This window comes from Thermus caldifontis, from assembly GCF_003336745.1.
In the GTDB taxonomy this organism is placed as follows: Bacteria; Deinococcota; Deinococci; order Deinococcales; family Thermaceae; genus Thermus; species Thermus caldifontis.
Window position 1 is genome coordinate 25,262 of sequence record NZ_QGMX01000017.1, and the last position, 25,425, is coordinate 50,686.

General features: G+C 65.8%; 35 protein-coding genes and 1 tRNA gene. 9 read left to right on the top strand and 27 right to left on the bottom strand.

Translation table 11 applies throughout. The features are described from left to right. Positions 1–51: 51 nt before the first annotated feature. Positions 52–1,536 carry a YifB family Mg chelatase-like AAA ATPase gene (locus DK874_RS09455; RefSeq protein ID WP_114313779.1) on the top strand — a complete coding sequence of 495 codons (1,485 nt, stop codon included), beginning with the start codon at positions 52–54 and terminating at the stop codon, positions 1,534–1,536. Here the strand turns inward: DK874_RS09455 and mgsA are convergent. Continuing rightward, positions 1,533–1,910, bottom strand: a complete 378-nt coding sequence (mgsA, locus tag DK874_RS09460; protein ID WP_114313780.1) for a methylglyoxal synthase — start codon at positions 1,908–1,910, stop codon at positions 1,533–1,535. The genes DK874_RS09455 and mgsA overlap by 4 nt on opposite strands. Before the next feature lie 11 nt (positions 1,911–1,921). Between mgsA and DK874_RS09465 the strand changes: the two genes are divergently transcribed. Continuing rightward, positions 1,922–2,257, top strand: coding sequence for a nucleotide pyrophosphohydrolase (locus DK874_RS09465; RefSeq protein ID WP_240307653.1), 336 nt, complete (start codon positions 1,922–1,924; stop codon positions 2,255–2,257). On the opposite strand, the gene DK874_RS09470 is transcribed toward DK874_RS09465, so the two are convergent. Continuing rightward, positions 2,254–3,789, bottom strand: coding sequence for a carboxypeptidase M32 (locus DK874_RS09470; protein WP_114313781.1), 1,536 nt, complete (start codon positions 3,787–3,789; stop codon positions 2,254–2,256). The genes DK874_RS09465 and DK874_RS09470 overlap by 4 nt on opposite strands. A 115-nt stretch (positions 3,790–3,904) precedes the next feature. Between DK874_RS09470 and DK874_RS11675 the strand changes: the two genes are divergently transcribed. From DK874_RS11675 to DK874_RS09480, 3 genes are read left to right on the top strand one after another with little or no spacing between them, the layout of a single operon-like run. After that, entirely contained in the window at positions 3,905–4,072 is a 168-nt protein-coding gene (locus DK874_RS11675) for a hypothetical protein (RefSeq protein ID WP_162798774.1), read from the top strand. Positions 4,073–4,124: 52 nt separating this feature from the next. Beyond that, complete coding sequence (locus DK874_RS09475) at positions 4,125–5,207, top strand: prepilin peptidase (protein WP_114313782.1); 1,083 nt, start codon at positions 4,125–4,127, stop codon at positions 5,205–5,207. An 8-nt stretch (positions 5,208–5,215) separates the two neighbouring features. Next, positions 5,216–6,142: a nitroreductase family protein gene (locus DK874_RS09480; RefSeq protein ID WP_114313783.1), complete on the top strand. Its 927-nt coding sequence runs from the start codon at positions 5,216–5,218 to the stop codon at positions 6,140–6,142. Positions 6,143–6,147: 5 nt separating this feature from the next. Here the strand turns inward: DK874_RS09480 and DK874_RS09485 are convergent, their stop codons facing one another. Beyond that, entirely contained in the window at positions 6,148–7,020 is an 873-nt protein-coding gene (locus DK874_RS09485) for a C40 family peptidase (RefSeq protein ID WP_162798775.1), read from the bottom strand. A 68-nt stretch (positions 7,021–7,088) separates the two neighbouring features. On the opposite strand from DK874_RS09485, the gene DK874_RS09490 reads away from it, so the two are divergent. Then, positions 7,089–7,164: transfer RNA gene (locus DK874_RS09490), tRNA-Trp, on the top strand. A gap of 49 nt (positions 7,165–7,213) precedes the next feature. After that, a complete protein-coding gene (locus tag DK874_RS09495; RefSeq protein WP_114313785.1) occupies positions 7,214–7,912 on the top strand; it encodes an FAD-dependent oxidoreductase in 699 nt (232 codons plus the stop codon). On the opposite strand, the gene DK874_RS09500 is transcribed toward DK874_RS09495, so the two are convergent. The 12 genes from DK874_RS09500 to DK874_RS09555 form a co-directional block, all read right to left on the bottom strand. Then, positions 7,796–8,824, bottom strand: coding sequence for an A/G-specific adenine glycosylase (locus DK874_RS09500; protein WP_114313786.1), 1,029 nt, complete (start codon positions 8,822–8,824; stop codon positions 7,796–7,798). The genes DK874_RS09495 and DK874_RS09500 overlap by 117 nt on opposite strands. A 4-nt stretch (positions 8,825–8,828) precedes the next feature. Next, a complete protein-coding gene (locus DK874_RS09505) occupies positions 8,829–9,242 on the bottom strand; it encodes a CoA-binding protein (RefSeq protein ID WP_114313787.1) in 414 nt (137 codons plus the stop codon). Further along, positions 9,239–10,084 carry an NAD+ synthase gene (locus tag DK874_RS09510; protein WP_114313788.1) on the bottom strand — a complete coding sequence of 282 codons (846 nt, stop codon included), beginning with the start codon at positions 10,082–10,084 and terminating at the stop codon, positions 9,239–9,241. Before DK874_RS09510 ends, DK874_RS09505 begins: the two co-directional genes overlap by 4 nt. Beyond that, entirely contained in the window at positions 10,081–10,947 is an 867-nt protein-coding gene (locus DK874_RS09515) for a nitrilase-related carbon-nitrogen hydrolase (protein ID WP_114313789.1), read from the bottom strand. Before DK874_RS09515 ends, DK874_RS09510 begins: the two co-directional genes overlap by 4 nt. Before the next feature lie 5 nt (positions 10,948–10,952). Further along, on the bottom strand, positions 10,953–12,536 hold the full coding sequence (locus tag DK874_RS09520; protein ID WP_114313790.1) for a 1,4-alpha-glucan branching protein: 1,584 nt from the start codon (positions 12,534–12,536) through the stop codon (positions 10,953–10,955). 4 nt (positions 12,537–12,540) lie between these two features. Further along, positions 12,541–13,350, bottom strand: coding sequence for a [LysW]-aminoadipate kinase (locus tag DK874_RS09525; protein ID WP_114313791.1), 810 nt, complete (start codon positions 13,348–13,350; stop codon positions 12,541–12,543). Between the two features lie 129 nt (positions 13,351–13,479). Next, entirely contained in the window at positions 13,480–14,517 is a 1,038-nt protein-coding gene (gene argC / locus DK874_RS09530; RefSeq protein ID WP_114313792.1) for an N-acetyl-gamma-glutamyl-phosphate reductase, read from the bottom strand. Positions 14,518–14,562: 45 nt separating this feature from the next. After that, positions 14,563–15,408, bottom strand: a complete 846-nt coding sequence (lysX, locus tag DK874_RS09535; protein WP_114313793.1) for a lysine biosynthesis protein LysX — start codon at positions 15,406–15,408, stop codon at positions 14,563–14,565. 82 nt (positions 15,409–15,490) lie between these two features. Continuing rightward, positions 15,491–15,655 (bottom strand): lysine biosynthesis protein LysW, encoded by a 165-nt coding sequence (lysW, locus tag DK874_RS09540; protein WP_114313794.1) that lies wholly within the window; start codon positions 15,653–15,655, stop codon positions 15,491–15,493. After that, the gene (locus DK874_RS09545) at positions 15,649–15,966 is read right to left on the bottom strand and encodes a paraquat-inducible protein A (RefSeq protein WP_114313795.1); all 318 of its coding nucleotides are present in this window, start codon (positions 15,964–15,966) and stop codon (positions 15,649–15,651) included. Before DK874_RS09545 ends, lysW begins: the two co-directional genes overlap by 7 nt. Positions 15,967–15,975: 9 nt before the next feature. After that, on the bottom strand, positions 15,976–16,467 hold the full coding sequence (locus DK874_RS09550) for a LeuD/DmdB family oxidoreductase small subunit (protein ID WP_114313796.1): 492 nt from the start codon (positions 16,465–16,467) through the stop codon (positions 15,976–15,978). Continuing rightward, positions 16,460–17,722 carry a 3-isopropylmalate dehydratase large subunit gene (locus DK874_RS09555; RefSeq protein WP_114313797.1) on the bottom strand — a complete coding sequence of 421 codons (1,263 nt, stop codon included), beginning with the start codon at positions 17,720–17,722 and terminating at the stop codon, positions 16,460–16,462. The genes DK874_RS09550 and DK874_RS09555 overlap by 8 nt, the downstream gene beginning before the upstream one ends. A gap of 22 nt (positions 17,723–17,744) precedes the next feature. Between DK874_RS09555 and DK874_RS09560 the strand changes: the two genes are divergently transcribed. Both DK874_RS09560 and DK874_RS09565 read left to right on the top strand, forming a co-directional pair. Continuing rightward, the gene (locus DK874_RS09560; protein ID WP_114313798.1) at positions 17,745–17,966 is read left to right on the top strand and encodes a type II toxin-antitoxin system HicB family antitoxin; all 222 of its coding nucleotides are present in this window, start codon (positions 17,745–17,747) and stop codon (positions 17,964–17,966) included. Continuing rightward, on the top strand, positions 17,956–18,162 hold the full coding sequence (locus DK874_RS09565) for a type II toxin-antitoxin system HicA family toxin (RefSeq protein WP_114313799.1): 207 nt from the start codon (positions 17,956–17,958) through the stop codon (positions 18,160–18,162). Before DK874_RS09560 ends, DK874_RS09565 begins: the two co-directional genes overlap by 11 nt. An 11-nt stretch (positions 18,163–18,173) precedes the next feature. Here DK874_RS09565 and lysS read toward each other — a convergent pair whose 3' ends face one another. From lysS to DK874_RS12065, 12 genes are all read right to left on the bottom strand, one after another. Then, positions 18,174–19,304 carry a homocitrate synthase gene (lysS, locus tag DK874_RS09570; protein ID WP_114313800.1) on the bottom strand — a complete coding sequence of 377 codons (1,131 nt, stop codon included), beginning with the start codon at positions 19,302–19,304 and terminating at the stop codon, positions 18,174–18,176. A 142-nt stretch (positions 19,305–19,446) separates the two neighbouring features. Next, on the bottom strand, positions 19,447–20,238 hold the full coding sequence (locus DK874_RS09575; protein WP_114313801.1) for an isoprenyl transferase: 792 nt from the start codon (positions 20,236–20,238) through the stop codon (positions 19,447–19,449). A gap of 41 nt (positions 20,239–20,279) precedes the next feature. Continuing rightward, positions 20,280–21,398 (bottom strand): acyl-CoA dehydrogenase family protein, encoded by a 1,119-nt coding sequence (locus tag DK874_RS09580; protein WP_114313802.1) that lies wholly within the window; start codon positions 21,396–21,398, stop codon positions 20,280–20,282. 75 nt (positions 21,399–21,473) lie between these two features. Next, entirely contained in the window at positions 21,474–22,040 is a 567-nt protein-coding gene (locus DK874_RS09585) for a UbiX family flavin prenyltransferase (RefSeq protein WP_114313803.1), read from the bottom strand. A 96-nt stretch (positions 22,041–22,136) separates the two neighbouring features. Next, complete coding sequence (rplL, locus tag DK874_RS09590) at positions 22,137–22,514, bottom strand: 50S ribosomal protein L7/L12 (RefSeq protein ID WP_015716111.1); 378 nt, start codon at positions 22,512–22,514, stop codon at positions 22,137–22,139. Positions 22,515–22,524: 10 nt separating this feature from the next. After that, the gene (gene rplJ, locus DK874_RS09595) at positions 22,525–23,046 is read right to left on the bottom strand and encodes a 50S ribosomal protein L10 (protein ID WP_114313804.1); all 522 of its coding nucleotides are present in this window, start codon (positions 23,044–23,046) and stop codon (positions 22,525–22,527) included. Positions 23,047–23,250: 204 nt separating this feature from the next. Continuing rightward, positions 23,251–23,940, bottom strand: a complete 690-nt coding sequence (rplA, locus tag DK874_RS09600; protein WP_114313805.1) for a 50S ribosomal protein L1 — start codon at positions 23,938–23,940, stop codon at positions 23,251–23,253. After that, positions 23,933–24,376 carry a 50S ribosomal protein L11 gene (gene rplK, locus DK874_RS09605; protein WP_015716108.1) on the bottom strand — a complete coding sequence of 148 codons (444 nt, stop codon included), beginning with the start codon at positions 24,374–24,376 and terminating at the stop codon, positions 23,933–23,935. The genes rplA and rplK overlap by 8 nt, the downstream gene beginning before the upstream one ends. Before the next feature lie 44 nt (positions 24,377–24,420). Continuing rightward, positions 24,421–24,975 (bottom strand): transcription termination/antitermination protein NusG, encoded by a 555-nt coding sequence (nusG, locus tag DK874_RS09610; protein ID WP_038029241.1) that lies wholly within the window; start codon positions 24,973–24,975, stop codon positions 24,421–24,423. After that, positions 24,972–25,154: a preprotein translocase subunit SecE gene (gene secE / locus DK874_RS09615; RefSeq protein WP_114313806.1), complete on the bottom strand. Its 183-nt coding sequence runs from the start codon at positions 25,152–25,154 to the stop codon at positions 24,972–24,974. Before secE ends, nusG begins: the two co-directional genes overlap by 4 nt. After that, positions 25,154–25,318 carry a 50S ribosomal protein L33 gene (gene rpmG / locus DK874_RS09620; protein WP_114313807.1) on the bottom strand — a complete coding sequence of 55 codons (165 nt, stop codon included), beginning with the start codon at positions 25,316–25,318 and terminating at the stop codon, positions 25,154–25,156. The genes secE and rpmG overlap by 1 nt, the downstream gene beginning before the upstream one ends. A gap of 42 nt (positions 25,319–25,360) precedes the next feature. Next, a partial coding sequence (locus tag DK874_RS12065; protein WP_162798730.1) for an EF-Tu C-terminal domain-related protein occupies positions 25,361–25,425 on the bottom strand: 65 nt, incomplete at its 5' end.

Genomic DNA, 25,425 nt, shown 5'->3' on the forward strand with positions numbered 1-25,425 from the left:
CAACTTCGCAAACACTAGGCAAAACTAACACTTTTGCGTTAAACTCCCTCCATGCTAGCCCAGGTGCGCAGCTACACCCTCTTCGGCCTGGACGCGGTTCCCGTCACCGTGGAGGTGGATGTTAGCCCCGGGCTTCCCAGCTACGCCCTGGTGGGGTTGCCGGACAAGGCGGTGGAGGAGAGCCGGGAGAGGGTCCGGGCGGCCCTCAAAAACTCTGGCTTCCCCTACCCCCAGGCCCGGGTGGTGGTGAACCTGGCCCCGGCGGAGCTGCGCAAGGAGGGGAGCCACTTTGACCTGCCCATCGCCTTGGGGCTTCTGGCCGCCCAGGGGGTGGTGCCTTTGGAAAGCCTCTCGGGCCTGGCGGTGGCGGGGGAGCTGGGCCTGGACGGGTCCTTGCGCCCGGTGCCCGGGGCGGTGAACCTGGCGTTGGGGGCCTTGGGGGAAGGGAAAAAACTCCTTCTCCCTTGGGAAAGCGCCAAGGAGGCCGCCTTGGTGGAGGGGGTGGAGGTCTACGGGGCGGAAAGCCTCCTCCAGGCGGTGGCCTACCTAAGGGGGGAGGAGGACCCAAAGAGGGCGGAGCCCGAGGACCCCGTGGCCGCCTTAGAGGTTTTGGACCTGCGGGACGTGAAGGGCCAGGCCAAGGCCAAAAGGGCCCTGGAGATCGCCGCCGCCGGTTACCACCACCTCCTCATGGTGGGAAGCCCGGGCTCGGGGAAGACCATGCTGGCCAGGCGCCTTCCCTTTCTGCTTCCCCCTTTGGGCCAGGAGGCCGCCCTCGAGGTGAGCCGCATCCACTCCGCCGCCGGGCAGGTCCTCAAGGGCCTGGTGCGCACGCCCCCCTTCCGCGCCCCCCACCACACGGTGAGCTACGCCGGCCTCATCGGGGGCGGGGCCATTCCCAAGCCAGGGGAGGTTTCCCTGGCCCACCGGGGGGTGCTTTTCCTGGATGAGTTCCCCGAGTTTTCCCGGGACGCCCTGGAGGCCCTACGCCAGCCCCTGGAGGACGGGGTGGTGACCGTTTCCCGGGCCAAGGCCAGCCTCACCTTCCCCGCCCGCTTCCTCCTGGTGGCGGCCATGAACCCCTGCCCCTGCGGCTGGTATGGGGATCCGGAAAGGGCCTGCACCTGCACCCCGGCTAGCCGCCAGCGTTACGTGGGAAAGATTTCTGGGCCCCTTTTGGACCGCTTCGACCTGGTGGTGGAGGTGCCCCGCCTGACCCCAGCGGAGCTGGCCCGGGCCCCCGAGGGGGAAAGCACCGAGGCGGTAAGGAAACGGGTCCTAAGGGCCCGGGAGAGGATGCTCTCCCGCCAAGGCCGGCCCAACGGGGAGCTTGCGGGAAGGGCTTTGCGGGAGCACGTGCGCCTGGGCCAGGGGGCGGAAAGCCTTCTGCAGGCGGCGGCCAAGCGGATGCTCCTTTCCGCCAGGAGCTACGACCGCCTCCTCCGGGTGGCCCGCACCATCGCCGACCTGCAAGGGGCGGACGGCGTGGAGGAAGGCCACGTGGCCGAGGCCTTGGCCTACCGCAAAACCCTTTAGCCCGCCTGGCCCGCCAGCCAGGGGATCAGGGCCTCCGCCGCCTCGAGGTTGGTGGCCAAGGGCACCCCGTGCACGTTGCACACCCGCATGAGGGCCTGCACATCGGGCTCGTGGGGCTTGGGGGTGAGGGGGTCTTGGAAGAAGAGCACGCAGAGCACCTTTCCCTCCGCCACCTTTGCCCCGATCTGCATGTCCCCTCCCAAGGGGCCGGAAAGGACCCTTTCCACCCGTAGCCCGGTGGCCTCCCCTATGCGCCTTCCCGTGGTGCCCGTGGCCAGGAGGGGAAAGCGGGCAAGGAGCTCCCGGTGCCTTTGGCAGAAGGCCACCATATCGTCCTTTTTGGCATCGTGGGCGATGAGGGCCAAGGCCTTCATGGGGCCATTGTATGCTCCTTTCCATGGAAGCCCTCACCTTCAAGGAGGCGCAAAGGCAGGTGGACGCCTGGATTGGGCAGTTTCAGGAGGGCTACTTCCCTCCCCTCCTCATGCTGGCCCGCCTCACGGAGGAGCTCGGGGAGGTGGCCCGGGTTCTGGCCCATCGCCACGGGAAAAAGCCCAAGCCGGGGGAGGAGGAAGGGGATCTGGCCATGGAGCTCGCCGACCTCCTCTTCGTCCTCATCTCCCTGGCCAACCGGGAAGGGATTGACCTGGAGGAAGCCTTCCTCAAGGCCATGGCCAAGTATCGGGAGCGGGACGGAAAGCGCTGGACGCAAAAGGGCTAGAGGCCGTAAAGGGCCCGGTACTTGGCCTCCAGGTAGGCCAGGAAGGGCCCTGCGCTGGGAGGTGCACCGGTCACCCGCTCCACCAGGTCCTTGGGCCGAAAGCGGCTTCCCTCGGCATGGATCTCCTTCCGGGTCCAGTCCAAGAAGGTGCGGAACTCTCCCCGGCGGAACTGGGCCTCGAGGTCCCCAAGCTCCTCCTTTGCCTTCTGGAAGAACTGGGCGGCGTAGAGGTTACCCAGGGTATAGGTGGGGAAGTAGCCGAAAAGCCCCCCAGACCAGTGCACGTCCTGCATCACCCCGTCCTTGTAGTCCTTGGGGGCCACCCCCAGGTACGCCCGGTACCGCTCCGCCCAGGCCCCGGGGAGGTCCTCTAGGGCAAGCTCGCCCCGGAAGAGGGAAAGCTCCAGCTCCAGCCGCACCAGGATGTGGAGGTTATAGGTGACCTCGTCCGCCTCCACCCGGATGAGGGAGGGCTCCACGGCGTTGATGGCCCGGTGGAAATCCTCCAGGGCCACGCCCTGTAGGCTTGGGAAAACCTCCTGGGCCCGGGGGAAGAACCGCTCCCAAAAGCCCAAGGACCGGCCCACCAGGTTCTCCCAGGTGCGGCTTTGCGACTCGTGAACCCCCAAGGAGACCGCCTCCCCCCTTGGGGTCCCCCAGTGCTCCTTGGGCAAGCCCTGCTCGTAGAGGGCGTGGCCCATCTCGTGCAGGGTGCCGAAGATGCCGGCGTTGAAGAAGTCCTCAAAGTAGCGGGTGGTGATGCGCACATCCCCGGGGCCGATGGAGATCTCAAAGGGGTGGGCGGTGGGGTCCAGGCGGCCCGCCTCCAGGTCATAGCCGCAGGCGGCCAGGAGCTCGAGGGCAAAGGCCCTCTGGGCCTCCTTGGGATAGTGCCGGTGAAGGATGCCCGTATCGGGCCTACTGCCACTTCCCAAAATGCGGTCCAGAAGCCCCTGAAGCCCTGCCCTAAGCCCAGCAAAAAGCCCCTCCAACTCCCGGGCCCGCATCCCCGGCTCATACCCGTCTAAAAGGGCATCGTACACCTCCCCATAGGGCGCATCCCCTGGGGCGAGGGGAAGGCCATAGAGGATCTCCGCCTTCTCCTTGGTGAGGGCAAACACCCGGCGCAAATAGGGTAAAAACCCCTGCCAGTCGTTCCTGGGCCGGGCCTCCTCCCAGTAGCTTTCCGCCTCGCTTTGCGCCAGGGCCAGCTCCACCGCTAGCCTTTCGGGGATGGCCCGGGCGCGCTCGTAGGCCTGCCGCCACTCCCTTACGTTCACCGCGGCATCGGAATGGGGGTCCTGCACCAGGGGAGAACCCTCCACCGCCGCAAGCCAGTCCCCGATCCGGGGGTCGGTGGCCCGCCCGTGGAGGAGCCGAGCCAAGGCCGCCATCTGCCTCGCCCGGTGTTCATGCCCCTTCTTGGGGATCATGGTGCGCTGGTCCCAAGCCGCCAGGGCCCCCAAGGAGGCCAGGTAGGCGGTTTCCCTTTGAAACTCCAAAAGCTCCCGATAAGCGGTTTCCGGCGTCACGGAAGCATCATACCCCCCATGGTGTTAAAGGCCCGTGAAACCCCGGTGGAACCCAGGCCTGGCCCTCATAGTAAAGCCTTGCTTATTTGTGGGGGCGGTATGTTAAGATAAACTTATGATGAGGTTAGCCCTGACCCTGGGAATAGGATTTCTGGCCGTATGGCTCTTCGCCCTTGGCGGGGCCTGGTCCTTGCTGGGGGTGCTCCTCTTCTTCCTCCTGGCCCTGCTCTTGGACGATGCCGACCAGCCCCGCAAGCCCGAAGACCTCCCCGGCCAGGCCTGAAGGAAGCGGCGCCCTTAGCCCGGGGTCTGGGTTCCGGCTTTACAATGCCTCCATGTGGCTCCTTTTTTCCCTGCTCCTTGGTCTGGTGGTGGGCTCCTTCCTGAACGTGGTCATCCACCGACTGCCCAAGGGGGAGTCCATCGTCTTCCCACCCTCCCATTGCCCCGCCTGCGGGCACCGCCTGGCCCCCAAGGACTTGGTCCCCGTGCTCTCCTACCTGGCCCTTAGGGGGCGGTGCCGTTACTGCTCAAGCCCCATAAGCCCCCGCTACCCCCTGGTGGAGGCCCTCACGGGCCTCCTCTTTGCCCTGGCCGCCTTCTTCTACCCCCCCTCGCCCCAGGCCTTCTTGACCTTTGCCTTCCTGGCCCTTCTGGTGGCCCTTTCCTTCATAGACCTGGACACCTATGAGCTTCCCGATAGCCTCACCTATGGCCTCCTCTTCCTGGGTCTCCTCTCTGCCTACCTCCTCTCCTTTCCCCGCCCCTTTTCCCAAGCCTTGGATGGAAGCCTCCTCGCCGCTGGAGTATTGGGGTTGGTGGCGGGGTACGGGGCCTTTTTCCTGAGGCGTTTCCGGGAAGGAAAGGCCGAGGTCCCCGTGGGGCCCCATCAGGTGCACATGGCCGCCCTTTTTGGCGCCCTCTTGGGCCCCGGGATGGGCATGGCCCTGGCCTTCCTCACCTGGGCCCTTTCGGGGCGTACGGGAAGGCCTGTGGTACTTCCCGACCGGATCACCCTTCCCCTTCTACCCCTGGCCTGGATCCTAGCCCCTTACCTGGGGGCCGACCCTCTTAGCCCCTTGAAAGGCTCCCTTTTGAGCGCAGGAGGGCTGGCGCTGGCAGGGGGGCTTTACTGGGCTTTTAGACCCCAAGAGGCTCAAAAGGAGGGAGAAGAGGAACAGGAGGAACCCGTGGCCATGGGCTATGGGGATGTGAAGCTCCTGGGGGCCCTTGGGGCCTGGCTTGGGCCCTATAGCCTGCTGGCCCTGTTCCTGGGGGTGCTGGCCGGGGCCTTCTTTGGCCTCACCCTCCGGCAACGGAAAATCCCCTTCGGCCCTTACCTGGCCCTAGGGGGCATAGTGGCCTTCTTCTTCGGGGAGGCCTTGTGGCGGGCCTATCTGGCCTGGCTGGGGCTATAGTTAGGAGGATGTCCTTAGACCTCTTTCCCATCCTGGCGCAAAGGCGGAGCGTGCGCCGGTTTAAGCCCTTGCCCATCCCAGAAGAAGACCTGGAAAAGCTCCTCTTCGCCCTGCAACGGGCCCCCACCGACGCCAGCGCCCAGCTCTATAGCGCCATCCGGATCACGGACCCCGGGCTCAGGGAAAGGGTGGCCCAGCTTTCCGGAAACCAGGAGCACATCCGCCAGGCAGCGGAGTTCTTCGTTTTCCTGGCGGACATCCATCGCTTGGAAAGGCTTCTCGCCCACCGGGGAGAAAGGATGGCCCTCTGGCCCAAAACTGCCCTACACTTTGCCCTTTTGGACGCTGGGCTCGCCGCCGCCTACCTGGCCCTCACCGCCGAGGCCTTGGGTTACGGGGTCTGCTTCATTGGGGGGGTGCTGAACGGGGTGGAGGAGCTTTTGGACCTCCTGGGGCTTCCCCCGGGGGTCATCCCCGCGGTGGGCCTGGCGGTGGGGGTGCCGGACGAGGCAGGCCCCCCCAGGCCCAGGTTGCCAAGGGGCCTGGTGGTGCACGAGAACCGGTACCGCTCCTATGGGCCCCAGGACCTCGAGGCCGCCTTCCAGGCCATGGCCCCCTATAGCCGGGTGGGGGACTGGGGAAGGGTCCTAAGGCGCTACTTCGCCCAGGGAGGCACGATGGAGGAACGGGAAAGGCCCTATGGCCGGGCCCTGGCCCGCCAGGGCCTGGACCCCGACCTTCCCCCCGGTACCCCCTTCTATTCCCTGGGCGCCCTTCTGGGGGAGGCTTTGGAGGAAGCCCGGGCCGTCCTCTTCCGCAAGGGGGAGGCCTGGCTGGAGCGGGAAACCGAAGCCTTCCGGGGGGAAGGAGGCCCCGGGGAAGCCCTCGTAACCGCCCTAAAGAAGGCCCGGGGGGAGGTGAAGGACTGGCCTTAGGAAGGCTATTTCCTGGCCTCCTGCGCCACCCGCCGGGCACCCCGGTAGGCCTTCCGGTAGAAGGGGGCCTCGAGGCTCTCGATCACCACCCGGCTCCCGTAGCTGCTGGCGTGGGCGAAAACCCCCCGGCCCAGGTAGATGCCCACGTGGTCAATATCCCTGCCGCCAAAGCTAAAGAAGACCAGGTCCCCTGGGCGCAGGGTATCGGCGGGGGGCAGGGCGCGGTACTGCTCCCGGGAGGTTCGGGGCAGAGCCACGCCCAGCTCGGCGAACACCTGGGCCACGAAGGCGGAGCAGTCCAAGGCGGTGGGGGAGTTGGCCCCGTATTTGTAGGGAAGGCCCAGGTAGCGGAGGACCACCTTGAGGAGGGGACTTTCGGGATCGTAGTCCTCGGAAGGAAGGGATTCTTCTGGGCCAGGGGTGGGGCCTCGAGGGGGAGGCGCTGGGGCGCCGTTTTCCCTGGGCTCAGCCGGATAGCCCCCTTGGGGTTGGCCCTCCGCCTCCTTTCCCCCCTGGTCCTGGGGAGCCGGGATCCTTAGCACCTGGCCCACCTTGAGGCTCGAGGCGGCCAGGCCGTTTAAGGCCATGAGGGCCTCCACCGTGGTCCCGTAGCGTCGGGCCAGGGAGAAAAGGGTGTCCCCAGGGGCCACCACATGGGTCCCCTCCGCCTTCCCGGGAATCTTGAGCACCTGGCCGGGCTGGATCAAGAAGTTCTCCAGACCGTTCAGGCGCATGAGCTCCTCCACCGTGGTGCCATAGCGGCGAGCGATGGAGAAAAGGGTGTCCCCAGGGGCGACGGTGTGGGACAAGGTGGCCCCTTGGGGATTAACCTGGCCTAGGGTCCAGGCCAAAAGGACCGCCAGGGCAAAGGCCCGCATGGGTTTCATTTTACGCCCGGCCCCCCTTGGCCCAGGGCAAAAGGGTGTGTTACAATCCCGGAAGGCGGGGGCCGTTAGCTCAACTGGCAGAGCACCGGTCTCCAAAACCGGGGGTTGGAGGTTCGAGTCCTTCACGGCCCGCCAGGATGGCCCTTCGGGGCCCTTTTTTAATCCCGATAGGCGGGAAGCGGATATGCCTGAGTACCAGGTGCTCATCGTAGGGGCGGGCTTTGCCGGTAGCGAGGCCGCCTTCCGCTTGGCGCAAATGGGGGTGCGGGTGGGCCTCCTCACCCAGAGCCTGGACTCGGTGATGATGCCCTTCCTGCCCCCAAAGCCCCCTTTCCCGGAAGGAAGCCTCCTGGCCCGGGCCTACGACCCTGCCGATTCCCGGCTTTGGGCCTTCCACGCCCGGGCCAAGTACCTCCTGGAAAACCAACCCAACCTGCACCTTTTCCAGGCCACCGCCACGGAGCTTCTTCTGGAAGGGAAGAGGGTGGTGGGGGTGGGTACGTGGGAAGGCCCCCCGGCCCGGGCCTCCCGCGTGGTGCTGGCGGTGGGGAGCTTTCTCGGAGCCAGGCTTTGGTTGGGCGAGGCGGTGGAGGAGGCGGGCCGGCTTTCCGAGGCCAGCTACCCGGACCTCTTCCTCCACCTTCAGGCCCTGGGCTTCCGCTTCCTAAAGCGGGAGAGGGCGGTGCCGGAAGCCCCCGGGACCCCGGGCTATACCGTGAGCTACCACGCCTTCCACCCGGAGGAGTGGGAGGAGGAAACCTTCCGCCTAGTCAGGCTGGAAGGGCTTTATGCGGTGGGCCTTTGCGTGCGGGAGGGGGAGTATGCCCTCATGAGCCAAGAAGGCCTGCGCCTGGCGGAGCACCTTCTCCATGAGCTTGGGTAGGGGTTTCTCCCCCGGGTCCACAAGCTGTTCCCTTCGGCAAGCAGCCCCTTCCCAGGGGGCCACGTGCACCTCCACCCGGAGCCTGCGGTGGGTGAGGGCGTGGCGCACCTCCCCGGCGAAACGGGGCTCCACCCCAAAGGCCCTGGCCCTTGCCGGAAGGTCTTCAGGGGGCATGAGGGGCACCCCGTAGAGCCCGGCGAAACGCCCTTCCAGCTTCTCCAGATAGACCCCTTCCCTGCCCCAGAGGACCAGGGCCGCCAGGGCTTCCTCCCGCACCTTCCGCTTCCTGGCCCCCGGGTAACGCCCTGGGTCCGCCCGCCCTTGGCAAAAGGCGGCGACGGGGCAACGGGAGCAAAGGGGCCTCCGGGGCAGGCACACCGTGGCCCCCAGGTCCATGAGGGCCTGGTTCCACTCGCCTGGGGCTTCCCCCGGGGGCATGAGGTCCTGGGCTAGGCGCCAAAGGCGCTGGGGAGAAGGGTTCTCCCAGGCGAGAAGCCGGGAAAGGACCCGCCTCACGTTCCCGTCCACCGCCGCCACCCTTTCCCCAAAGGCCAGAGAGGCCACCGCCGCCGCCGTGTACGGGCCAAGGCCGGGAAGCCCAAGAAGCTCGGCATAGCCTTGGGGCAGGGCCTCCACCTCCTGGGCCAGGCGGTGGAGGTGAAGGGCCCGGCGGTAGTAGCCCGCCCCCTGCCAGGCCTTCAGCACCTCCTCCAAGGGGGCCTCCCGCAAGGCCTTCAGGCTGGGGAAACGGGCCAGGAAGCGATGGTAGTAAGGGATGGCCTGGGCGGTCCGGGTCTGCTGCAGGAGCACCTCGGCCACCAGGATGCGGTAGGGGTCCTTCTCCCCCCTCCAGGGAAGGAGGCGGGGGTTTTCCCGATACCAGCCAAGGAGCGCTTCCTGTAGCCCTTTCATGGGCCTACGGGGTGCCGAAAAGCCTCCGGTGCTCCACCATAAGGCACCGGTCGGCCACCACGGGGATCCCGGCCTCCTTCAGGGCCTCTTCAAAGCCCGGGTGGCGGATGCCAGACTGCAACCACACCAGGCCGGGCCTCAGGGCCAAGACCTCGGGCAGGTGGGCCAAAAGGGCCTCCGGAGGGCGAAAGACGTCCAAGATGTCCACGGGTTCGGAAATCTCCTCTAGGCTCGCCACCACCCGCACCCCGAAAAGCTCCATCCCGGCGAAACGGGGGTTAACCGGCAGGATGCGGTAACCCTTCTCCCAAAGGTATTCGGGCACGTAGTGGGCGGGGCGGGAAGGGTCCTTATGGGCCCCCAACACGGCAATGGTCCGGGCCCTTTCCAGATAGGTCTGGAGCTCTAGGTCGGTCATGGCCGGTAGTCCAAGGGCCTCAGGTAAAACTCCCCGATGGCGGTGGAGGAAAGGAGGGCCACGGTGGGCAGGGCCCGCTTCCAATGGGTGCGGTTCACCCGCTCCTTGACCCGGGCTATCTCCTCCTGGGTGTAGCCCAGGCTCTCTATATAGGCGTCGGGGTAGCCCTTCAGGTAGTGCTCCAGGATGACATCCGCCCGCAGGTAGCGCACCCCCAGGTCCCCCTCGTCCGTCTGCCCCGGGATGAGGTCAGCGGTGGGCACCTTCTCCACCACCGCCTGGGGCACCCCCAAGTAACGGGCCAGGCCCCAGACCTGGGTCTTGTACAGGTCCCCCAAGGGGTTTACCGGGGGGGTGTCGTCCCCGTGCCAGGTGAAGTAGCCGAAAAGCCTCTCCGTCTTGTTGCCCGTGCCCAAGGGCAGGGCCTCGTAGGCCTGGGATTTGTCAAAGAGGACCATCATCCGGGCCCGGGCCATCAGGTTGCCCTTGCGGTGGGGGGTGAGGTCCGGGGTTTGCGCAGCGTAGCCCTCCACCATGGGGGTGATGTCCACCTCCTCTAGCTCCACCCCGAAGGTCTCCGCCACCAGATAGGCGTGCTCCCGGGAAAGGGGGCTGGAGTCCCGGTGGGGGAGGAAAAGGGCGTGGACCCGTTTCGGCCCCAGGGCTCGCACCGCCAGGGCCAAGGTGGTGGCGGAGTCCACCCCCCCGGATACCGCCACAATGGCCCTCTCGTAGCCCCGCCAGGAAAGCTCCTCCTGGACAAAGCGGGTAAGGAAGTCCGCCACCAGGGGCCAGTGGAGCTCCAGGCTTTCCTGGATCTTGGGAGCTTGGAGGATTTTCATCTCCCCTCCTTTCCCAAAACCCTCTCCAGGTCGGGGAGGAGAAGGGGCAAGGCGGCCTCGAGGTCGGAAAGCAGAGGGCTATCGTAGCGCACCGGGGGGATCCGCTCCCGGTCCAGGTCCAAGAGCAGGGCCGCCTCCTCAAACAGGGGGGCCTCGGCCAGAACGCGCCCTTCCGGCCCCACCGCCAGGCTTCCCCCGCTCATCCCCTTCCCCCCCTCAAACCCCACCAGACTGGAAAGGATCACGTAAAGGCCGTGCTCCGCCGCCACCGCCCGGGCCAGGGTGCGCCAGCGCTCCACGTTCTCGGGCCTTTCCCCGTGGAAGCCTCTGGCGGGGCTGGCTGCGGGCACATAGACCACCTCCGCCCCGTCCAAGGCGGCGATGGCCGAGGTGAGGGAATGCCAGAAGTCCTCGCAGATGAGGATGGCCGCCCGGCCAAAACGGGTGTTAAAGGCCTCCACCCGCCTCCCCCGGGCCAGGTAGCGCTCCTCGTCAAAGACCCCGTAGGTGGGCAGGAAAACCTTGCGGTGCACGTGGACAATGCGGTGGGGAAGTTCCAGGTAGGCGGCGCTGTTGTAATAGGCTCCCTCATCCCGCTCGTAAAAGCCCACCACCACGTCCAAAAGCCCCTCCCAACCCACCTCCTTGTGCACCTGGGAGAGGAGTTCCAAAAGCTCGTACCGGGTAAGGGCCAGCTCCCTCACCCCCCCTTGCAGGAAATACCCGGTCAAGGCCGCCTCGGGTAGGACCACCACCCCCGGGGCGTGAGGACGAAGAACCCTAAGGTGCGCCGCCAAGCGGGTTAGGTTCTCCCTGATCCTGGCCTTTTCCGGGCGAAACTGGAGGATGGCATGCCGGACCACGGTTCCTAGCCTACACCCCCATGCGGGGCCCTACTGGGCTCCAGGTAAAGCCTGGGGTCCGCCTCGGGGAAGGGATTGTCCTGCTCCTCCAAGGCCCCAAGCTCCTCGGGGGAGACGCCTTTGAGAAGGTTGAAAAAGGCTTCGGCATGCCCTTGGTAGCGCTCCTTGGCGTACTCCACCGCCTGGGCGGTGTCCACCAGGAAGGGCCAGTCGGAGGCCTCGAGGAGCAAAAGCTCCCGCATGGCCTGCTGGAGCACCCTAAAGGGCAGGTTGCCCTGGCGCACCGCCTCCCGCATGGCCCCTTCCGCCCGGTATACCGTGCGCCAGTAGTCCCAGGTGGCCTCGTTGAGCCAGACCCTATGGTCCCCGCCCCGGCCCCAGGAACCCTCGGGCAAAGCCGTGCGCACCGCCTTACCCTGGACCGCCTCCTTCGCCGTGACCGCCTGGACCCCTCTCCTTTGGGCCAGAAGCCGCAACACCTCCTCCAACCAGGCCACCCCCTCGTACCACCAGTGGCCAAAGAGCTCGGCATCGTAGGGAGCCAGGATAACCCCGTCCGGATGCTCCCGGCCCAGGCGCTCCACCAGGCCCACGAAGTGAAGGGCGTGTTCCTTCACCTTGAGAAAGGCCGCCTCGGGTTCGTAGGGCGCCTTGGCGGAAAGGTCGGCCTGGCGGTGGGTAACCCGCCAGTGGTGGAGGCCAGAAACCGGGTCCTTGCGGTGAAACTCCCGGTAAAGCCCCTCCCCGGGATAGCCATAGTCCGCGCTCCACACCTGCAAGGAGGTTTCCAGGTTGCGGGCCAAGACCCTCAGGCCCGACTCCAGCTCGTGGACGTAGTAGGTGGCCTCGGCGCTTTCCACCGGGCCCAAGGAGGCTTCCCCATAAGGGGAAAGGGGCCTCCCCCCTTGGACCAGGTGGGCGTCCACGAAGGTGTAGCGGATCCCGGCCCGCATGAGAAGCTCATCCACCCCCGGCCTAAAACCCTCTGGGGCCCCTTCCACGGGGGGCTTCCAGTAGCCCTTCGGCCGGTAGGCCATCTCCGGAAGCCAGAAGCCCGTGGGGTCCTTGGCAAAGTGGCGGCGGTAGGTGGCCACCCCCGTCTTGATCTGGGCCCAAAGGGCCTCGTCGTAGCCCAGAAGGGGGGAGTAGCCATGGGTGGCATTGGAGGTGAGAAGCTCCACCTGGCCCCGGTCCTGGGTCCTGCGGAAAGCGGAAAGGAGATCCCCTCTTAGATGATGGAAATGGTCCAGGGTAAGCTCCCAGAAGGCCACCTGGTGGCGGGCGCTGGCCTCGAGGTCCGTCCCTTGGTAGCGCAGGTAGTCACCCTGGGCCCGCTCCAGCCGGTCCTTGGCGTAGGCCCAAAAGCCTTCCCTCACCTTGGCGTCCCCCAGCTGCTCCGCCAAGATGGGGGTGATCCCCAGGGTAAAGCGGGCCTCCACCCCTTCCTGATGAAGCCGCTCCAAGGACCTAAGGAGGGGCAGATAGGTTTCCGCCATGGCCTCGTAAAGGGTTTCCTCCCCGAAGGGCCACATCCCATGGGAGCGCACATAGGGTAGGTGGGCGTGGAGGACCAGGGCAAAGCGTGCCATGGGTCTAGCGTACCACGGTGCCTTCCCCGGCCAGGGCCCGCCTTATGGGGTTTTCCACCCGGGCATCGGCAAAAACCACCCGCCTCACCCCGCCCTTCACCGCCTCCACCGCCCCCATCACCTTCCGCTTCATGCGGCCTTGGGCCAAGGAAAGGTACTCGGGGTCCTCCACCCTGTCCACGGGGATCTCCCGTACCAGGCTGGCCTCGTCGGGGTAATGGGCGAGAAGGCCCGGCACGTTGGAAAGGTAAACCAAGGCCTCCGCCCCATAAAGGGTGGCCAGGAGGGCCGCCACCTGGTCCCCGTCGGTGTTGATGGCCTCCCCCTCGTAGCTGATGGCGGGAGGGGTGATCACCGGCAAGTACCCTGCGCCCAAAAGGAGGTCCAAAAGGGCCCGGTTCACCTGCTCCACCGTGCCCGTGTAGTCCCCCCGGTGGATCTTGACCTTGCCGTCTTCCACGTACTTCACCGCGGTCTTGCGGCGGCCTTGGAGAAGCCTCCCATCCAGCCCGGAAAGCCCCAGGGCGTTGGCCCCGTCCCGCTGGAGAAGCTCCACCAGGCGCTTGTTCACCAGGCCGCAGTAGACCATCTCAAAGATCTCCAAGGTCCTGCGGTCGGTGAGGCGGCTCACCTGCCCCCCGGGGTGGGTGAGGAAGCGGGGGGGATGGCCCAAGGCCTCCGCCACCTTGTTGGTTTCGGCGCTTCCCCCATGGACCAGAAGAAGCCTCACCCCCTCCTTCCACAAGGAGGCGGCATCCTTGGCCACCGCCTCGTAGTTGATGCCCTCAGCGCCTCCCACCTTGACCACGATCACAAAAACCCCTCCCTTAGGCGTCCCCGTCAGACCCGAGGTTCCTTGACACGCAACCTGGCCTAGCGCTCTTCCCTATCCCCACCCAAGAGGGCACAAACCCATCCACGGTTACCTCCCCCATCCTGGCCTTCAGGGATGCAGGCCGGGAAACTCCAGACCCAGGGTCTCGGGCCAGCCCATGCGGATGTTGAGGGCCTGGAGAGCATGGCCGGCGGTGCCCTTCACCAGGTTGTCGATGGCGGTCATCACCACCAGCCGCCCCGTGTCCTCCTCCAGCTCAAAGCCGATGTCCGCATAGTTGGTGCCCTGGACGAAGCGGGGGTCGGGGTAGCGGTGGATGCCCTTTTTCTGCTTGACGATACGGACAAAAGGCTCTCCCCCATAGGCCTCCCGGTAGGCCTGCCAGACATCCCGCTCGCTCCAGCCGTCCTGCAAAAAGGCCTGGGCGGTCATGAGGATGCCCCGCACCCGGTCGGTGGCGATGGCGGTGAGGTGGACCTCCGGCTTTCCCGGGAGGTTTTCCACCACCTCGGCGGTGTGGCGGTGGCCCGTGGGCTTGTAGACCCTAAGGGAACCGGAACGCTCGGGGTGGTGGCTGGCGGGGCTGGGCTCGGCCCCCGCCGCCGAGGTGGAGATGAGAAGGGTGACGAAGATGGGTGCGGGCTTCAGCACCCCACCCCTAAGGAGGGGGTAAAGGCCCAGGAGGGTGGCGGTGGCGTTGCACCCCGCCCCCGCCATCCAGTCCGCCTCCCGCAGGCGGTCCCGGTAGAGCTCAGGGATGGCGTAGACGAAGCGGCCCAGAAGCTCGGGCCGGGGGTGCTCCCCGTAGTACTTGCGGTATAGGTCCAGGTTCTTGAGGCGGAAATCCGCGGAAAGGTCTATGAGGATGGGGGCTAGATCCGCATAGCGGTCAAACTCCTGGGCGAAAACCCCGTGGGGCAGGGAGAGGACCAGGATGTCGGCGGGCTCCAGCCTTTCCGGAGGGATGAACTTGAGGCCTGTTCTTCCCCTGAGGTTGGGGTGGACAAAGGCCACGGGCTCGCCGGCGAAGCGCCTCGAGGTCACCTGCTTCACCTCGAGGTACGGATGGGCAAGGGCCAGGCGCAAAAACTCCCCCCCGGCATACCCCGAGGCCCCCACGATGGATAGCGTCTTCTTAGCGCTCATGCAACTACTCCTCCAAAGCCTCCAGCAAACGGCCCACCCGTTCCCCTAGGCTCGTGCCTCTTCCCATGCGTACCTGAGGATCTCCCCCGGGATATCCACCCCCGTGGTGTGGACGGAGTTCTTGAACTCCATGGTGTGGTTCACCTCGTTCACCAATAGACCCCGCTCCGACTCAAAGAGGTCTATGGCCACCACGCCGCCCCCCACCGCCTGGGCCGCCTTCACCGAAAGCTCGGCGATCTCGGGGGTTAGGGGGCAGTTTTCCGCCTGTCCCCCCCGGGCGGTGTTGGTGATCCAGTGCTGGCTCCGCCGGTAGATGGCGGCGATGGCCCTACTCCCCACCACGAAGACCCGTATGTCCCGCCCGGGCTTGCGCACATACTCCTGCAGGTAAAGGAGCTGGTGCTGAAACCCCCCTAAGACCTCCTTGTGCTCCAGGATGGCCTCGGCGGCCTCCCGGTCGGTGATCTTGGCGAGAAGCCTTCCCCAGCTCCCGATCACCGGCTTCAGCACCAGGGGATAGCCCCATTCCTCCATGAGCCTAAGGGCCTCCTCCGCCTCGGTGAGGAGGGCGGTCCTGGGCTGGGGCAGGCCATGGCGCTCCAAGGCCACGCTGGTGGCCCACTTGTCCCCGCAGGTCTCCATCACCTCGGGCCGGTTCACCACGGGGATGCCCAACGCGGTGAGGTAGCGGGCCACGGCCAGGCCCCGGGTCTGGCTCACGCACCGCTCCAGGGCCACCGTGACCCCCTCCAGCTCCTTAGGCCTTTCCCCCAGGACCATGCGCAAGGCGGGGACGTAAACCTTCTTGTAGGGAATGCCCAGGGCCTCAGCCCGTTCAAAGAGCATCCTCTCGTCGGGGCGGATACGGTCGTACAGGATGGCCAGCATGGCGATGGCTCTTCCCCCTTCCAGGAACCCCGGACCGGGCCCGGCCCGGGGCCTCGAGGCCCCCTACCCTAAGGGAAGGGCCTCACTCCCCCCAGTCCTCCGCTTCCTCCGGGGCGGGCTCCAAGCGCAAAGGGTCCAGCCCCACCACCTCCAGCTCCGCACCGCAGTCCTCGCAAACCACAAGCTCGCCCAACTCGGGGTTTTCCAGGGTCAACTCCGCACCGCATTCAGGACAAGTGGCTACCATTCCTCGTCCTCCTCGTCCACCTCGCTCCAGTCGGGGATGAAGCGGAAGCCGCACTCAGGGCACTCCACCTCCTGGCCTTGGTCCTCCTCGGATACCTCAAAGGTGTAACCGCAACGGGGGCAGTCCACGAAGAAGGCTTCCAGGCCCTCCTCCGTCACCTCCACCTCGAGGGGATCCAGGGAGACCACCTCCAAGAAGGCCCCGCAGGCCTCGCACTCCAGCACATCCCCTATCTCCAGGGTTTCCAGGTCCTCGGCCAGCACCACGCTGACCTCGCCGCACACCGGACAGGTGATCTCCAGGTCCTCCATGGGTCCAGTCTACTCCCCCGGGAAGCGGCCGTGCTTCTTGTAGTAGTCCAACAGCGACCCTTCCCTCAAGGCCTCCAGCAGGAAGGGGGGCGGGGGGCGAAGGGCAAAGCGCTCCCCTCCCCGCAGCAAAACCCCCGTTTCCAGGTCCAACTCCACCTGATCCCCATCCTCTAGCGCATCCACCACCTCCTCCGATTCAAAGGGGATGATCCCCAGGTTCACCAGGTTGCGGAAAAAGATGCGGGCGTAGCTCTTGGCGATCACCGCCCGGATGCCCAGCTTGCGCAGGGCCTCGGGGGCATACTCCCGGCTGCTGCCAAGCCCGGCGTTCCGCCCAAAGACCAAGATGTCCCCCGGCTTCACCTCCTTGGCGAACTCCGGCCGCAGGTGGGCAAAGGCGAAGGTGTGGAACCGGTCCTCCCCCACCATGAAGGGAGCGTACTTGCCGGGAAGGATGTCGTCGGTGTTGATCTGGTCGCCAAACTTCCAAACCCTAGGCATGGGCTTCCTCCTGTAAAGGGGCCAGGTCCTCGGGGGTGGCGATGTACCCGGCCACCGCGCTGGCCGCGGCCACCCGGGGGCTTGCCAGGTAGATCTCGGCGTCGGGCGCCCCCATGCGCCCCCGGAAGTTGCGGTTGCTGGTGGACACGCACACCTCTCCCGGGGCCAAAACCCCCATGTGCCGCCCCATGCAGGGGCCGCACCCAGGGGTGCCCAGGGTGGCCCCCGCCTCCAGCAGGGTGAGGAGGGTGCCATCCCGGGCGGCCTCCTCCAGGACCTGGGAGCTGGCGGGGATCACCAAAAGGCGCACCCCCGGGGCCACCTTTCTTCCCCTTAGCACCTCGGCGGCGGCGCGGAGGTCCTCGAGGCGCCCGTTAGTGCAGGTGCCGATGAAGACCTGATCCACCCGCTTGCCCCGCACCGCGGAAACCTCCTGCACGTTGTCCACGTAAAAGGGCACGGAAACCCGCGGGGTAAGGGTGGAGAGGTCCACCTCCACCTCCCGGACATACCGGGCATCGGGGTCGGGGTAGAGCCAATCGGGCACCCGGTAAAGATCCAGGATCTCCCCCGAGGGCACCAAAAGCCCCGCCTTGGCCCCCGCCTCCACCGTGAGGTTGGCCAGGGTCATGCGCTCACCCCGGCTTAGGGACTCCGCCCCCTCGGCAAGGTGGATCTCCACCGCCATGTAGGTGGCCCCCTCGGCGGTGAGGAGACGGACCATCTCCAGGGCAGCGTCCTTGGCGGTAACCCCCCTAGGAAGCTTTCCCCGGAAGGTCACCTTCACGCTTTCCGGAACCCTAAGCCAGGTGCGGCCGCTGGCGGCGGCCAAGGCAATGTCCGTGGCCCCCATGCCCGTGCCGAAGGCCCCCACTGCCCCATAGGTGGTGGAGTGGGAATCCGACCCCACCACGATCCAACCCGGCTGGGCCAGGCCCTCCTCCATGAGCACCTGGTGGCACACCCCTCTTCCCACGTCAAAGACCCGGATGCCGTGCTTCCTGCCCCATTCCCGGATCTCCTTCTGGGCCTTGGCCACCTCCAGGTTGGCCGCCGGAGCCACGTGGTCGATGACGATGGAAACCCTTTCCGGATAGCGGGGGGTGGCCTCCAGGTACGCCAGGCGCTTGAAGAAGCTCCCGGCGATGGAGTCCACCACCATCACCTGGTCCACCTCCACCACCACAAGCTCCCCGGCCCTTACCTCCCTTCCCGCCTTCCTAGAAAGTATCTTTTCCGCCAAGGTCAAGCCCATGCCCGCCTCCTATACTGGGGGTATGACCTATACCGCCCTGGTTTACGAGGACCCAGAAACCCCGGGCACCTGGATCGCCGAGTTTCCCGCCATTCCCGAAGCCCATTCCTTCGGCCGAACCCCCGAGGAAGCCTTGGCCCACGCCAAAGAAGCCCTGGAGTTGGTTCTGGCCCACCTGAAGGAAATGGGCCGCCCCCTTCCCAAAGATGTCCGTGCGGTGCAGGTGGGGGTAGATGCCGCCTAGGCCCGAGGAGGTGGCCCGGAAGCTCCAGCGCCTGGGGTTTGCGGAGCGCATGACCAGAGGGGGGCACCGGCTTTACGCCCATCCCGACGGCCGGATCGTGGTGATTCCCTTTCATAGCGGAGAGCTTCCCAAGGGCACCTTCAAAAAGATCCTGAAGCAAGCCGGCCTCAGCGAGGAGGAGTTCCGCAAGCTCTAAAGGGCCCGGCCTCATGCCGTGATCCACTCCCTTAAGATTCGGTCCAGCTCCTCGAGGGTGAGCTGCCCTTTATCCGCCAAGGCCTTGATGTGCTGGGTGATGCGGGCAAGCTCCTCTTCCCCATAGTGGAGGCCCAGCTCCTCCGCCCGCGCCTTGATGGCATGCCGGCCCGTGAGCTTAGAGGCGATGATGAGCTTGCGCTTCACCCCGAAGACCTCCGGCGGATAGGGCTCGTAGGACTCGGGGTTGATGTAGATGGCCTTGAGGTGCATCCCCGCCTTGTGGCTGAAGGCGGTCTCCCCGGTGATGTAGTTGTTAAAGGGAATCTCGATCCCCACCATCCGGGCCACCATGCGATCCAGCTCGGGAAGCATCTCCAGCTTGTACTTCCTGCGCACATAGTCGGGCTGCAGGGTGTACATGCGGGCCAAGAAACCCCCTAAAGGGGTGATCCCGTTCCGCTCCCCGATCCCCAGGATGGTGGTGTCCACGTGGGTAGCCCCGGCTTCTATGGCCTCAAAGGCGTTGGCGATGGCACAGCCCGTGTCGTTGTGCCCGTGGAACTCTATGTCCACATGCGGCCCCACCACCCGCCTCACCTCCCGCACCAGGGCAAAGACCTGCCTGGGGGTAGCGATGCCCACGGTGTCCGCCAAGCCCACCCGGTCCACATAGGGAGCGATGGCCCCGTAAATCTCCAAAAGGTCGTGCTCGTCGGAGCGGAAGGTGTCTTCGGCGGAGAAGCGCACCTCCACGTGGGGGGCCTTCTCGCGGATGTAGCCAATGACCTCCCTGGCCTCCTCGATGATCCGGGGAATGTCCCGCCCGTGGGCGGCCCTTAGGTACTTGCTGGTACCAAAGAGGAGGTCAATGCCCTGCACGCCGGTTTCCACCGCCACCTTGGCCGCATCCATCCGGGTCTGGATGTGGGTCACCACCTTGGCCTTGAGGCCCAAGGAGGCCAGGACCTCCGCATCCTTCCGGGACTGGGGGGAGGCCATGGGGGTGGTCACCTCGATGTACTCCACGCCGAACTCGTTCAGGGCCTTGGCGATCTCGATCTTGTCCTGGGTGGAAAAGTTGGCCCTTTCAAACTGCTCGCCTTCCCTTAAGGTGGAATCGATAATCTTCCATTCCCGCATGCGCCCCTCCCCAAAAGAAAACCGGCCCGATTTCGGGCCGGGGGATAAGGAGCCCTCTAGGGCTAGCCTACCCCCCGGCGGCCGAGTTTTTTCTCACGGGCCAGCATCTTGCCTGTAAGGGTATACGAAACCCTCCCATTTGTCAACGGCCAAACCGCCTTTCGCGGGCCTGGTAGCTGCGGAGGGCCCTCAGGAAGTCTATTTTTCGGAACTCCGGCCAAAGCACGTCGGCGAAGTAGAACTCCGAGTAGGCGGACTGCCAGAGGAGGAAACCCGAAAGCCTTATCTCCCCCGAGGTGCGGATGATGAAGTCGGGGTCAGGAAGACCCGCAGTGTAAAGATGGCGGGCGATCTCCTCAGGGGTGAGCCCTTCCGCAACCTCCTTGGGGGAAAGGCCCTTTTTATCGGCCTCGAGGAGAAGTTGCTTCACCGCATCCGCGATCTCCTCCCTCCCCCCGTAGCCCAAGGCGATATTCAGCACCATGCCCTGGTGGGCCTGGGTCTTGGCCTCGAGGCGCTCCAAGGCCCTTAGCACCTCCGGGGAAAACCCCTCCCGCCGCCCGATGAAGCGCACCCTAACCTGGTTCTCCAGGATGCGGTGGTCCTCCGCCATCCTCTCCGCCTCCCGCACGAAAAGGCGCATGAGCTCCTCCACCTCCTCGGGGGGGCGCTTGAAGTTATCGGTGGAAAACACCCAGACCGTCACCGTCCGGATGCCCATCTCCAGGCACCACTCCAGGACCTCGTAGGCCTTTTGCACCCCAAACTCATGCCCCTTGACGGGGGCTAGGCCCAAGGCCCGGGCGTAGCGGCGGTTCCCATCCAGGATGAGGCCCAGGTGCTTGGGCACCGGGCCTCCTTTCACCTCCTTAAGGAGGCGCTTTTCGTACAGCCAGTAGAGGGGCCGGGAGAGGGAGAGGAGGCGGCGAACCATACCCTTTCCACCCTAAGGCGAGAGGATGAGAAAGGGAAGGGCTAACGGTATAGCTCCCGGGCGATGATGTGGCGCTGGATCTCCGAGGTGCCCTCGTAGATCTCCGTCACCTTGGCGTCGCGGTAGTAGCGCTCCACCCGGTAGTCCCGGTGGTAACCGTAGCCCCCCAACACCTGCACCGCCTCCCGGGTCACCTCCACCGCCACGCCGCTGGCGAAGAGCTTGGCGGCGCTGGCCTCCAGGGTGAACCGCTCCCCGGAGTCCTTTTTCCTGGCGGCCTCCAGCACCAAGGCCCGGGCGGCCACGATCTTCACGTGCATGTCGGCGATCTTGAAGGCGATAGCCTGGTGCTCCCGAAGCTTCCTGCCAAACTGCTCCCTCTGATCCGCATAGGCCTTGGCCATCTCAAAGGCCCCCCGGGCGATGCCCACCGCCTGGGCCGCCACCCCAATCCGGCCCGAATCCAAACCCGCCAGGGCGTAGGCCAGGCCCCTCCCCTCCTCCCCCAGGAGGTTCTCCTCGGGCACGAAGACCTCCTCGAGGCGCACCTCGGCGGTGTGGGCGGCGTGGAGGCCCATCTTCGCCTCCGGGGGGCCAAAGGAAAGGCCCGGGGTGCCCTTTTCCACCAAAAAGGCGCTGATGCCCTTTTCGCTCCTGGCCATGACCACGTAAAGCTGGGCCTGGCCCGCGGAGGTGATCCAGCTCTTTAGACCGTTCAGCACGAAGCCCCCAGGTACCCTCCTGGCCTCCGTGCGGATGCTGGCGGCATCGGAGCCCGCCTGGGGCTCGGTAAGGCAGAAGGCCCCGATCCACTCCCCCCGGGCCAGGGGGATGAGGTACCTCCGCTTTTGCGCCTCGGTACCAAAGCGGAGGAGCATGTACTGGGGAAGGCCGCTGGTCACCGAGAGCACCACGGCCACGCTAGGGTCGGCGGCGGCGATCTCCTCCAAGGCCAGGGCCCAGGTCACGGAGTCCAACCCCACCCCTCCCCACTCCTCGGGGGTGGTCATGCCCAAGAAACCCAGCTCCGCCAGGGCCTTTAGCTGGGGCCAGGGGTACTCCCCCGTGCGGTCGTACTCCGGGGCCAAGGGGTAAAGGACCTCCTTGGCCACCTGGCGCACAGTGTCCAGCACCAGTTTTTGTTCGGTGGTCAGGGTCATCTTCCCTATCGTAACACTGCATGCTGGCAAAAAAACGTCACACTAAGGGAAGAGGCCCCCCTTTAGCCCAGATGCTTACCCCTCCCCCCAACGGGGAGCCCGCTGGGCCTTCAAGCCCAGGTGGTCCAGAATGCGCTGGGTGACGAAGCCCAGGAGGTCTTGGATCTCCTTGGGCCGGTGATAAAAGCCTGGGCTCGCCGGCAGGATGACCGCCCCCGCCTCCGCCGCCCCCACCATGGCCTTCAGGGTGGGAAGGGGCAAAGGAGCCTCCCGGGGCACCAGGATCAGGGGGCGCCGCTCCTTCAGGTGCACGTAGGCGGCTCGGGTGAGGAGGGTATCCGCCAGCCCCAGGGCGATTTTGGCCAGGGTGCTGGCCGAGCAGGGTACCACCACCATTCCCCGGGTGGGGAAGGAGCCCGAGGCAATGGGAGCACCAAGGTCGCCGTCCTTGTACACCCGGCTGGCCAAGGGGTAGAGGTCCTTCGGGCTTAGGCCCATCTCCTCCCACAAGACCCGCTTGGCTCCCTGGCTTAAGACCAGGTGCACCTCAGCGAGGCCCTGTAGTGTTTGCAAAAGGTCGAGGGCATAGGGCATGCCGCTAGCCCCCGTCAACCCCACCACCACCCGGGGAAGATCCGCCATGGTCCCATGCTACCCCTGAACCCTGGCCCCACCTGAGGCCCCAATACAAAACCCCGGACCCCAAGGGGTCCGGGGGGCACCCCGTGGGACGGGGGGCTACTTCAGCTCCACCACCGCGCCCACGGCCTCCAGCTTCTTCTTGATCTCCTCGGCCTCGGCCTTGGGAATGCCCTCCTTGATGGGGCCCCCCTTCTCCGCCAGGTCCTTGGCCTCCTTGAGGCCAAGGCCGGTGATGGCGCGAAGCTCCTTGATGACCTCCAGTTTCTTGGCCCCGGCGTCCTTGAGGATCACGTCAAACTCGGTCTTCTCCTCCACGGGAGCCGCCGCCTGGGCCGCCGCAGGGGCCGCGGCCACCGCCACCGGCGCCGCTGCGGTCACACCCCAGGTCTCCTTGAGGACGTCGATGAGCTGCTTGAGTTCCAAAACCGTAGCCTGCGAAAGCTCTTCCTTGATGCGTTCAATGTCCAAAGCCATCCTCCACCTCCTACGCCGCCTTCTTCTCCGCGTACGCTTCCAAGATGCCTACCAGCTCGCGGGCCACACCGCCCAGGACCCCCACCAGCTCCGCCATGGGCGCCTGCAACACGCCCACAAGCTCCGCCCTGAGTTCGTCCATGGTGGGAAGCTCCGCCAGGGCCACCACATCCTTGGCCGCAAGCACCTGGCCCTGCAAAAGCCCACCCTTGGCCTCGGGAATGCCCTTGGGGTTCTTCTTGGCGAACTCCGAAAGGGCCTTGGCCGCCGCCACCGGGTCCTGGTAAAAGACCACGGCGCTGGGGCCCACCAGCCCATCCAGCTCGGGCAGGCCCAGCTCCCTAAGGGCGATGCGGATCAGGGTGTTCTTGGCCACGAAGAGCCTGGCCCCCTTCTCCTTCAGGGCCTGACGCAGGGCATGGGTCTCCTTGGCGGAAAGCCCCTGGTAGTTCACCAGGAAGAAGGAGCCATGGGCCCGCTCAAGGTTTTCCTTGAGGGCAGCTAGAAGCTCAACGTTGCGCTTATTGGGCACGCCTTCCTCCCTTTGGGGCAGGGGAACCCCAGCCGACTTTTGGGGATTTCCGAGAAACGCTCCCCCTGCAAGCGCCTCGGCGGGATGTTTAAGGCCTCAAGCCCCCCGCTGTCTTTGGCCTGGGCGCCCTAGCGCCCGGGGTGCCATAGGCGAGTCTAAAGGGAAAAGGGCCTGGCGTCAAGCCAGGCCCCCCTTAACACTCCCTCAGGAATGGGGGTTGATGCGGAGGCTAGGCCCCATGGTGGTGGTCACGTAGACGGAGCGCAAGAAGGTGCCCTTGGCCGCCTCGGGCTTGCTGGCCTCGAGGGCCCGGATGAAAGCCCGGATGTTCTCGGCGATCTTCTCCGGGGAGAAGCTCACCTTGCCCACGGGGGCGTGGATGGCCCCGGTCTTGTCGTTGCGGAACTCAATGCGGCCCGCCTTGATCTCCTTGATGATCTCCCCGATGTTGAAGCCCACGGTACCCGCCTTGGGGTTGGGCAAGAGCCCCCTCGGGCCCAGGATACGGCCCAGCTTGGAGCCCACGGCCCCCATCACGTCTGGGGTGGCCACCACAGCGTCAAAGTCCAGCCAGCCATCCAGGATCTTCTGGATGATCTCCTCCCCCCCCACGTAGTCGGCCCCAGCCTCCTCGGCCTCCTTGATCTTCTCGCCCTTGGCGATGGCCAACACCCGCACTTGCTTGCCCAGGCCGTGGGGGAGGGAAACCGTGCCACGCACGTTCTGGTCGGACTTGCGGGGGTCAATACCCAGCTTGGCGTGGACCTCCACGGTCTCGTCAAACTTGGCCGTGGCCAGCTCTTTCAAAAGCCGGGCGGCCTCGTCAATGGTGTAGACCTTGGCGGGATCCACCTTCTCCAAAAGGGCCCGGTAGCGCTTGCCGTGCTTAGGCATCCTTCACCTCCGGGGCACCCACCACCTCCACCCCCATGGAGCGGGCCGAGCCGGCGATCATCCGGGCGGCGGCCTCCAGGTCGGTGGTGTTCATGTCGGGCATCTTCTGCTTGGCGATCTCCAAGACCTGCTGCCAGGTGATGCGGCCCACCTTCTCCCGGCCCGGCTTGTGGGCCCCCTTCTCCAGTCCGGCCGCCTTGCGGATCAGGTAGCTGGCGGGCGGGGTTTTGGTGATGAAGGTGAAGGACCGGTCGGCGTAGATGGTGATCTCCACCGGGACGATGGCGTCGCCCATGTTGGCGGTGGCCGCATTGAAGGCCTTCACGAACTCCATGATGTTGGCCCCGTGCTGGCCCAAGGCTGGACCCACCGGGGGTGCGGGCGTGGCCTTGCCCGCCGGCAACTGAAGTTTCACTACCGCAACGACTTTCTTCATTTTTCCCTCCTAGGCTCCCCCCAAGTTGGGGGTGCGAACGCCTCCTAAGCCTTGACCACCTGGGAGAAATCCAGCTCCACCGGGGTCTCGCGCCCAAAGATGGTGACCATGACCTTGACCTTCCCCTTTTCCGGGTTGATCTCGGTCACGGTGCCGGTAAAGTCCGCGAAGGGGCCGGAAACCACCCGCACCTGATCCCCTTCCCGGAAGGCCACCTGGGCCTTGGGGGCCTCCTTTTTGCCCAAAAGCCCCGACACCTCCAGGATGTGCCGCACCTCGTCCGGGGAAAGGGGTACCGGTTTATGCCCCGCCCCCACGAAACCCGTAATGCCCGGGGTACCCCGCACCACCTCCCAGGCTTCGTTGGGCTCCTCCTCGTCCCCCAGGTCCATCTGCACAAAAAGGTAGCCGGGAAAGAGCTTTTTCTTGACGACCTCCTTCTTGCCCCCCTCGCGGAGCTCCACCACCTCCTCCGTGGGAATGAGCACCTGGAAGATCTTGTCCTCCATGCCAAAGGCCTTGACCCGCTTCTCCAGGTTGGCCTTGGCCTTTTCCTCCTGCCCCACGTAGGTGTGGACCGCGTACCATTCAATGCTCATCGCACAAGCCCTATCAGGAACCGGAAGACGAGATCGTAGAACCCCAGGATCACCATGGACACCACGGTGAAAACCAAAATGGCCTGGGTGCCCTCCACGATCTGCTCCCGCGTGGGCCAGGTGACCCGGGCAAGCTCGGCCCGGGCCTCCTGGAAGTAGCGAACAATCCGGGTAAACATCAGACCTTCACTTCCTTGTGCACCGTGTGCTTATCGCACCAAGGGCAGTACTTCCGGAGTTCCAGCTTGCCCGTGGTGTTGCGCTTGTTCTTCTCGGTGGCGTAGTTACGGCGCTTGCACTCGGTGCACTCCAGGAGGATTTTGATGCGGACTTCGCTGGCCATGGTTCACCCCCTTTCCCCAAAGAGGCGGCTTTCCGCCCCTGATTACTCCAGGATCTTGGTGACCACGCCGGCGCCCACGGTCCGCCCACCCTCACGGATGGCAAACC

Bases quoted from the DNA above. Each gene is read 5' to 3' on its own strand.
- DK874_RS09455 (WP_114313779.1), top strand. From the start codon at position 52: ATGCTAGCCCAGGTGCGCAGCTACACCCTCTTCGGCCTGGACGCGGTT.
- mgsA (WP_114313780.1), bottom strand. From the start codon at position 1,910: ATGAAGGCCTTGGCCCTCATCGCCCACGATGCCAAAAAGGACGATATG.
- DK874_RS09465 (WP_240307653.1), top strand. From the start codon at position 1,922: ATGCTCCTTTCCATGGAAGCCCTCACCTTCAAGGAGGCGCAAAGGCAG.
- DK874_RS11675 (WP_162798774.1), top strand. From the start codon at position 3,905: ATGATGAGGTTAGCCCTGACCCTGGGAATAGGATTTCTGGCCGTATGG.
- DK874_RS09475 (WP_114313782.1), top strand. From the start codon at position 4,125: ATGTGGCTCCTTTTTTCCCTGCTCCTTGGTCTGGTGGTGGGCTCCTTC.
- DK874_RS09480 (WP_114313783.1), top strand. From the start codon at position 5,216: ATGTCCTTAGACCTCTTTCCCATCCTGGCGCAAAGGCGGAGCGTGCGC.
- DK874_RS09485 (WP_162798775.1), bottom strand. From the start codon at position 7,020: ATGCGGGCCTTTGCCCTGGCGGTCCTTTTGGCCTGGACCCTAGGCCAG.
- DK874_RS09495 (WP_114313785.1), top strand. From the start codon at position 7,214: ATGCCTGAGTACCAGGTGCTCATCGTAGGGGCGGGCTTTGCCGGTAGC.
- DK874_RS09500 (WP_114313786.1), bottom strand. From the start codon at position 8,824: ATGAAAGGGCTACAGGAAGCGCTCCTTGGCTGGTATCGGGAAAACCCC.
- DK874_RS09505 (WP_114313787.1), bottom strand. From the start codon at position 9,242: ATGACCGACCTAGAGCTCCAGACCTATCTGGAAAGGGCCCGGACCATT.
- DK874_RS09510 (WP_114313788.1), bottom strand. From the start codon at position 10,084: ATGAAAATCCTCCAAGCTCCCAAGATCCAGGAAAGCCTGGAGCTCCAC.
- DK874_RS09520 (WP_114313790.1), bottom strand. From the start codon at position 12,536: ATGGCACGCTTTGCCCTGGTCCTCCACGCCCACCTACCCTATGTGCGC.
- argC (WP_114313792.1), bottom strand. From the start codon at position 14,517: ATGAGCGCTAAGAAGACGCTATCCATCGTGGGGGCCTCGGGGTATGCC.
- lysX (WP_114313793.1), bottom strand. From the start codon at position 15,408: ATGCTGGCCATCCTGTACGACCGTATCCGCCCCGACGAGAGGATGCTC.
- lysW (WP_114313794.1), bottom strand. From the start codon at position 15,655: ATGGTAGCCACTTGTCCTGAATGCGGTGCGGAGTTGACCCTGGAAAAC.
- DK874_RS09545 (WP_114313795.1), bottom strand. From the start codon at position 15,966: ATGGAGGACCTGGAGATCACCTGTCCGGTGTGCGGCGAGGTCAGCGTG.
- DK874_RS09550 (WP_114313796.1), bottom strand. From the start codon at position 16,467: ATGCCTAGGGTTTGGAAGTTTGGCGACCAGATCAACACCGACGACATC.
- DK874_RS09555 (WP_114313797.1), bottom strand. From the start codon at position 17,722: ATGGGCTTGACCTTGGCGGAAAAGATACTTTCTAGGAAGGCGGGAAGG.
- DK874_RS09560 (WP_114313798.1), top strand. From the start codon at position 17,745: ATGACCTATACCGCCCTGGTTTACGAGGACCCAGAAACCCCGGGCACC.
- DK874_RS09565 (WP_114313799.1), top strand. From the start codon at position 17,956: ATGCCGCCTAGGCCCGAGGAGGTGGCCCGGAAGCTCCAGCGCCTGGGG.
- lysS (WP_114313800.1), bottom strand. From the start codon at position 19,304: ATGCGGGAATGGAAGATTATCGATTCCACCTTAAGGGAAGGCGAGCAG.
- DK874_RS09575 (WP_114313801.1), bottom strand. From the start codon at position 20,238: ATGGTTCGCCGCCTCCTCTCCCTCTCCCGGCCCCTCTACTGGCTGTAC.
- DK874_RS09580 (WP_114313802.1), bottom strand. From the start codon at position 21,398: ATGACCCTGACCACCGAACAAAAACTGGTGCTGGACACTGTGCGCCAG.
- DK874_RS09585 (WP_114313803.1), bottom strand. From the start codon at position 22,040: ATGGCGGATCTTCCCCGGGTGGTGGTGGGGTTGACGGGGGCTAGCGGC.
- rplL (WP_015716111.1), bottom strand. From the start codon at position 22,514: ATGGCTTTGGACATTGAACGCATCAAGGAAGAGCTTTCGCAGGCTACG.
- rplA (WP_114313805.1), bottom strand. From the start codon at position 23,940: ATGCCTAAGCACGGCAAGCGCTACCGGGCCCTTTTGGAGAAGGTGGAT.
- rplK (WP_015716108.1), bottom strand. From the start codon at position 24,376: ATGAAGAAAGTCGTTGCGGTAGTGAAACTTCAGTTGCCGGCGGGCAAG.
- nusG (WP_038029241.1), bottom strand. From the start codon at position 24,975: ATGAGCATTGAATGGTACGCGGTCCACACCTACGTGGGGCAGGAGGAA.
- secE (WP_114313806.1), bottom strand. From the start codon at position 25,154: ATGTTTACCCGGATTGTTCGCTACTTCCAGGAGGCCCGGGCCGAGCTT.
- rpmG (WP_114313807.1), bottom strand. From the start codon at position 25,318: ATGGCCAGCGAAGTCCGCATCAAAATCCTCCTGGAGTGCACCGAGTGC.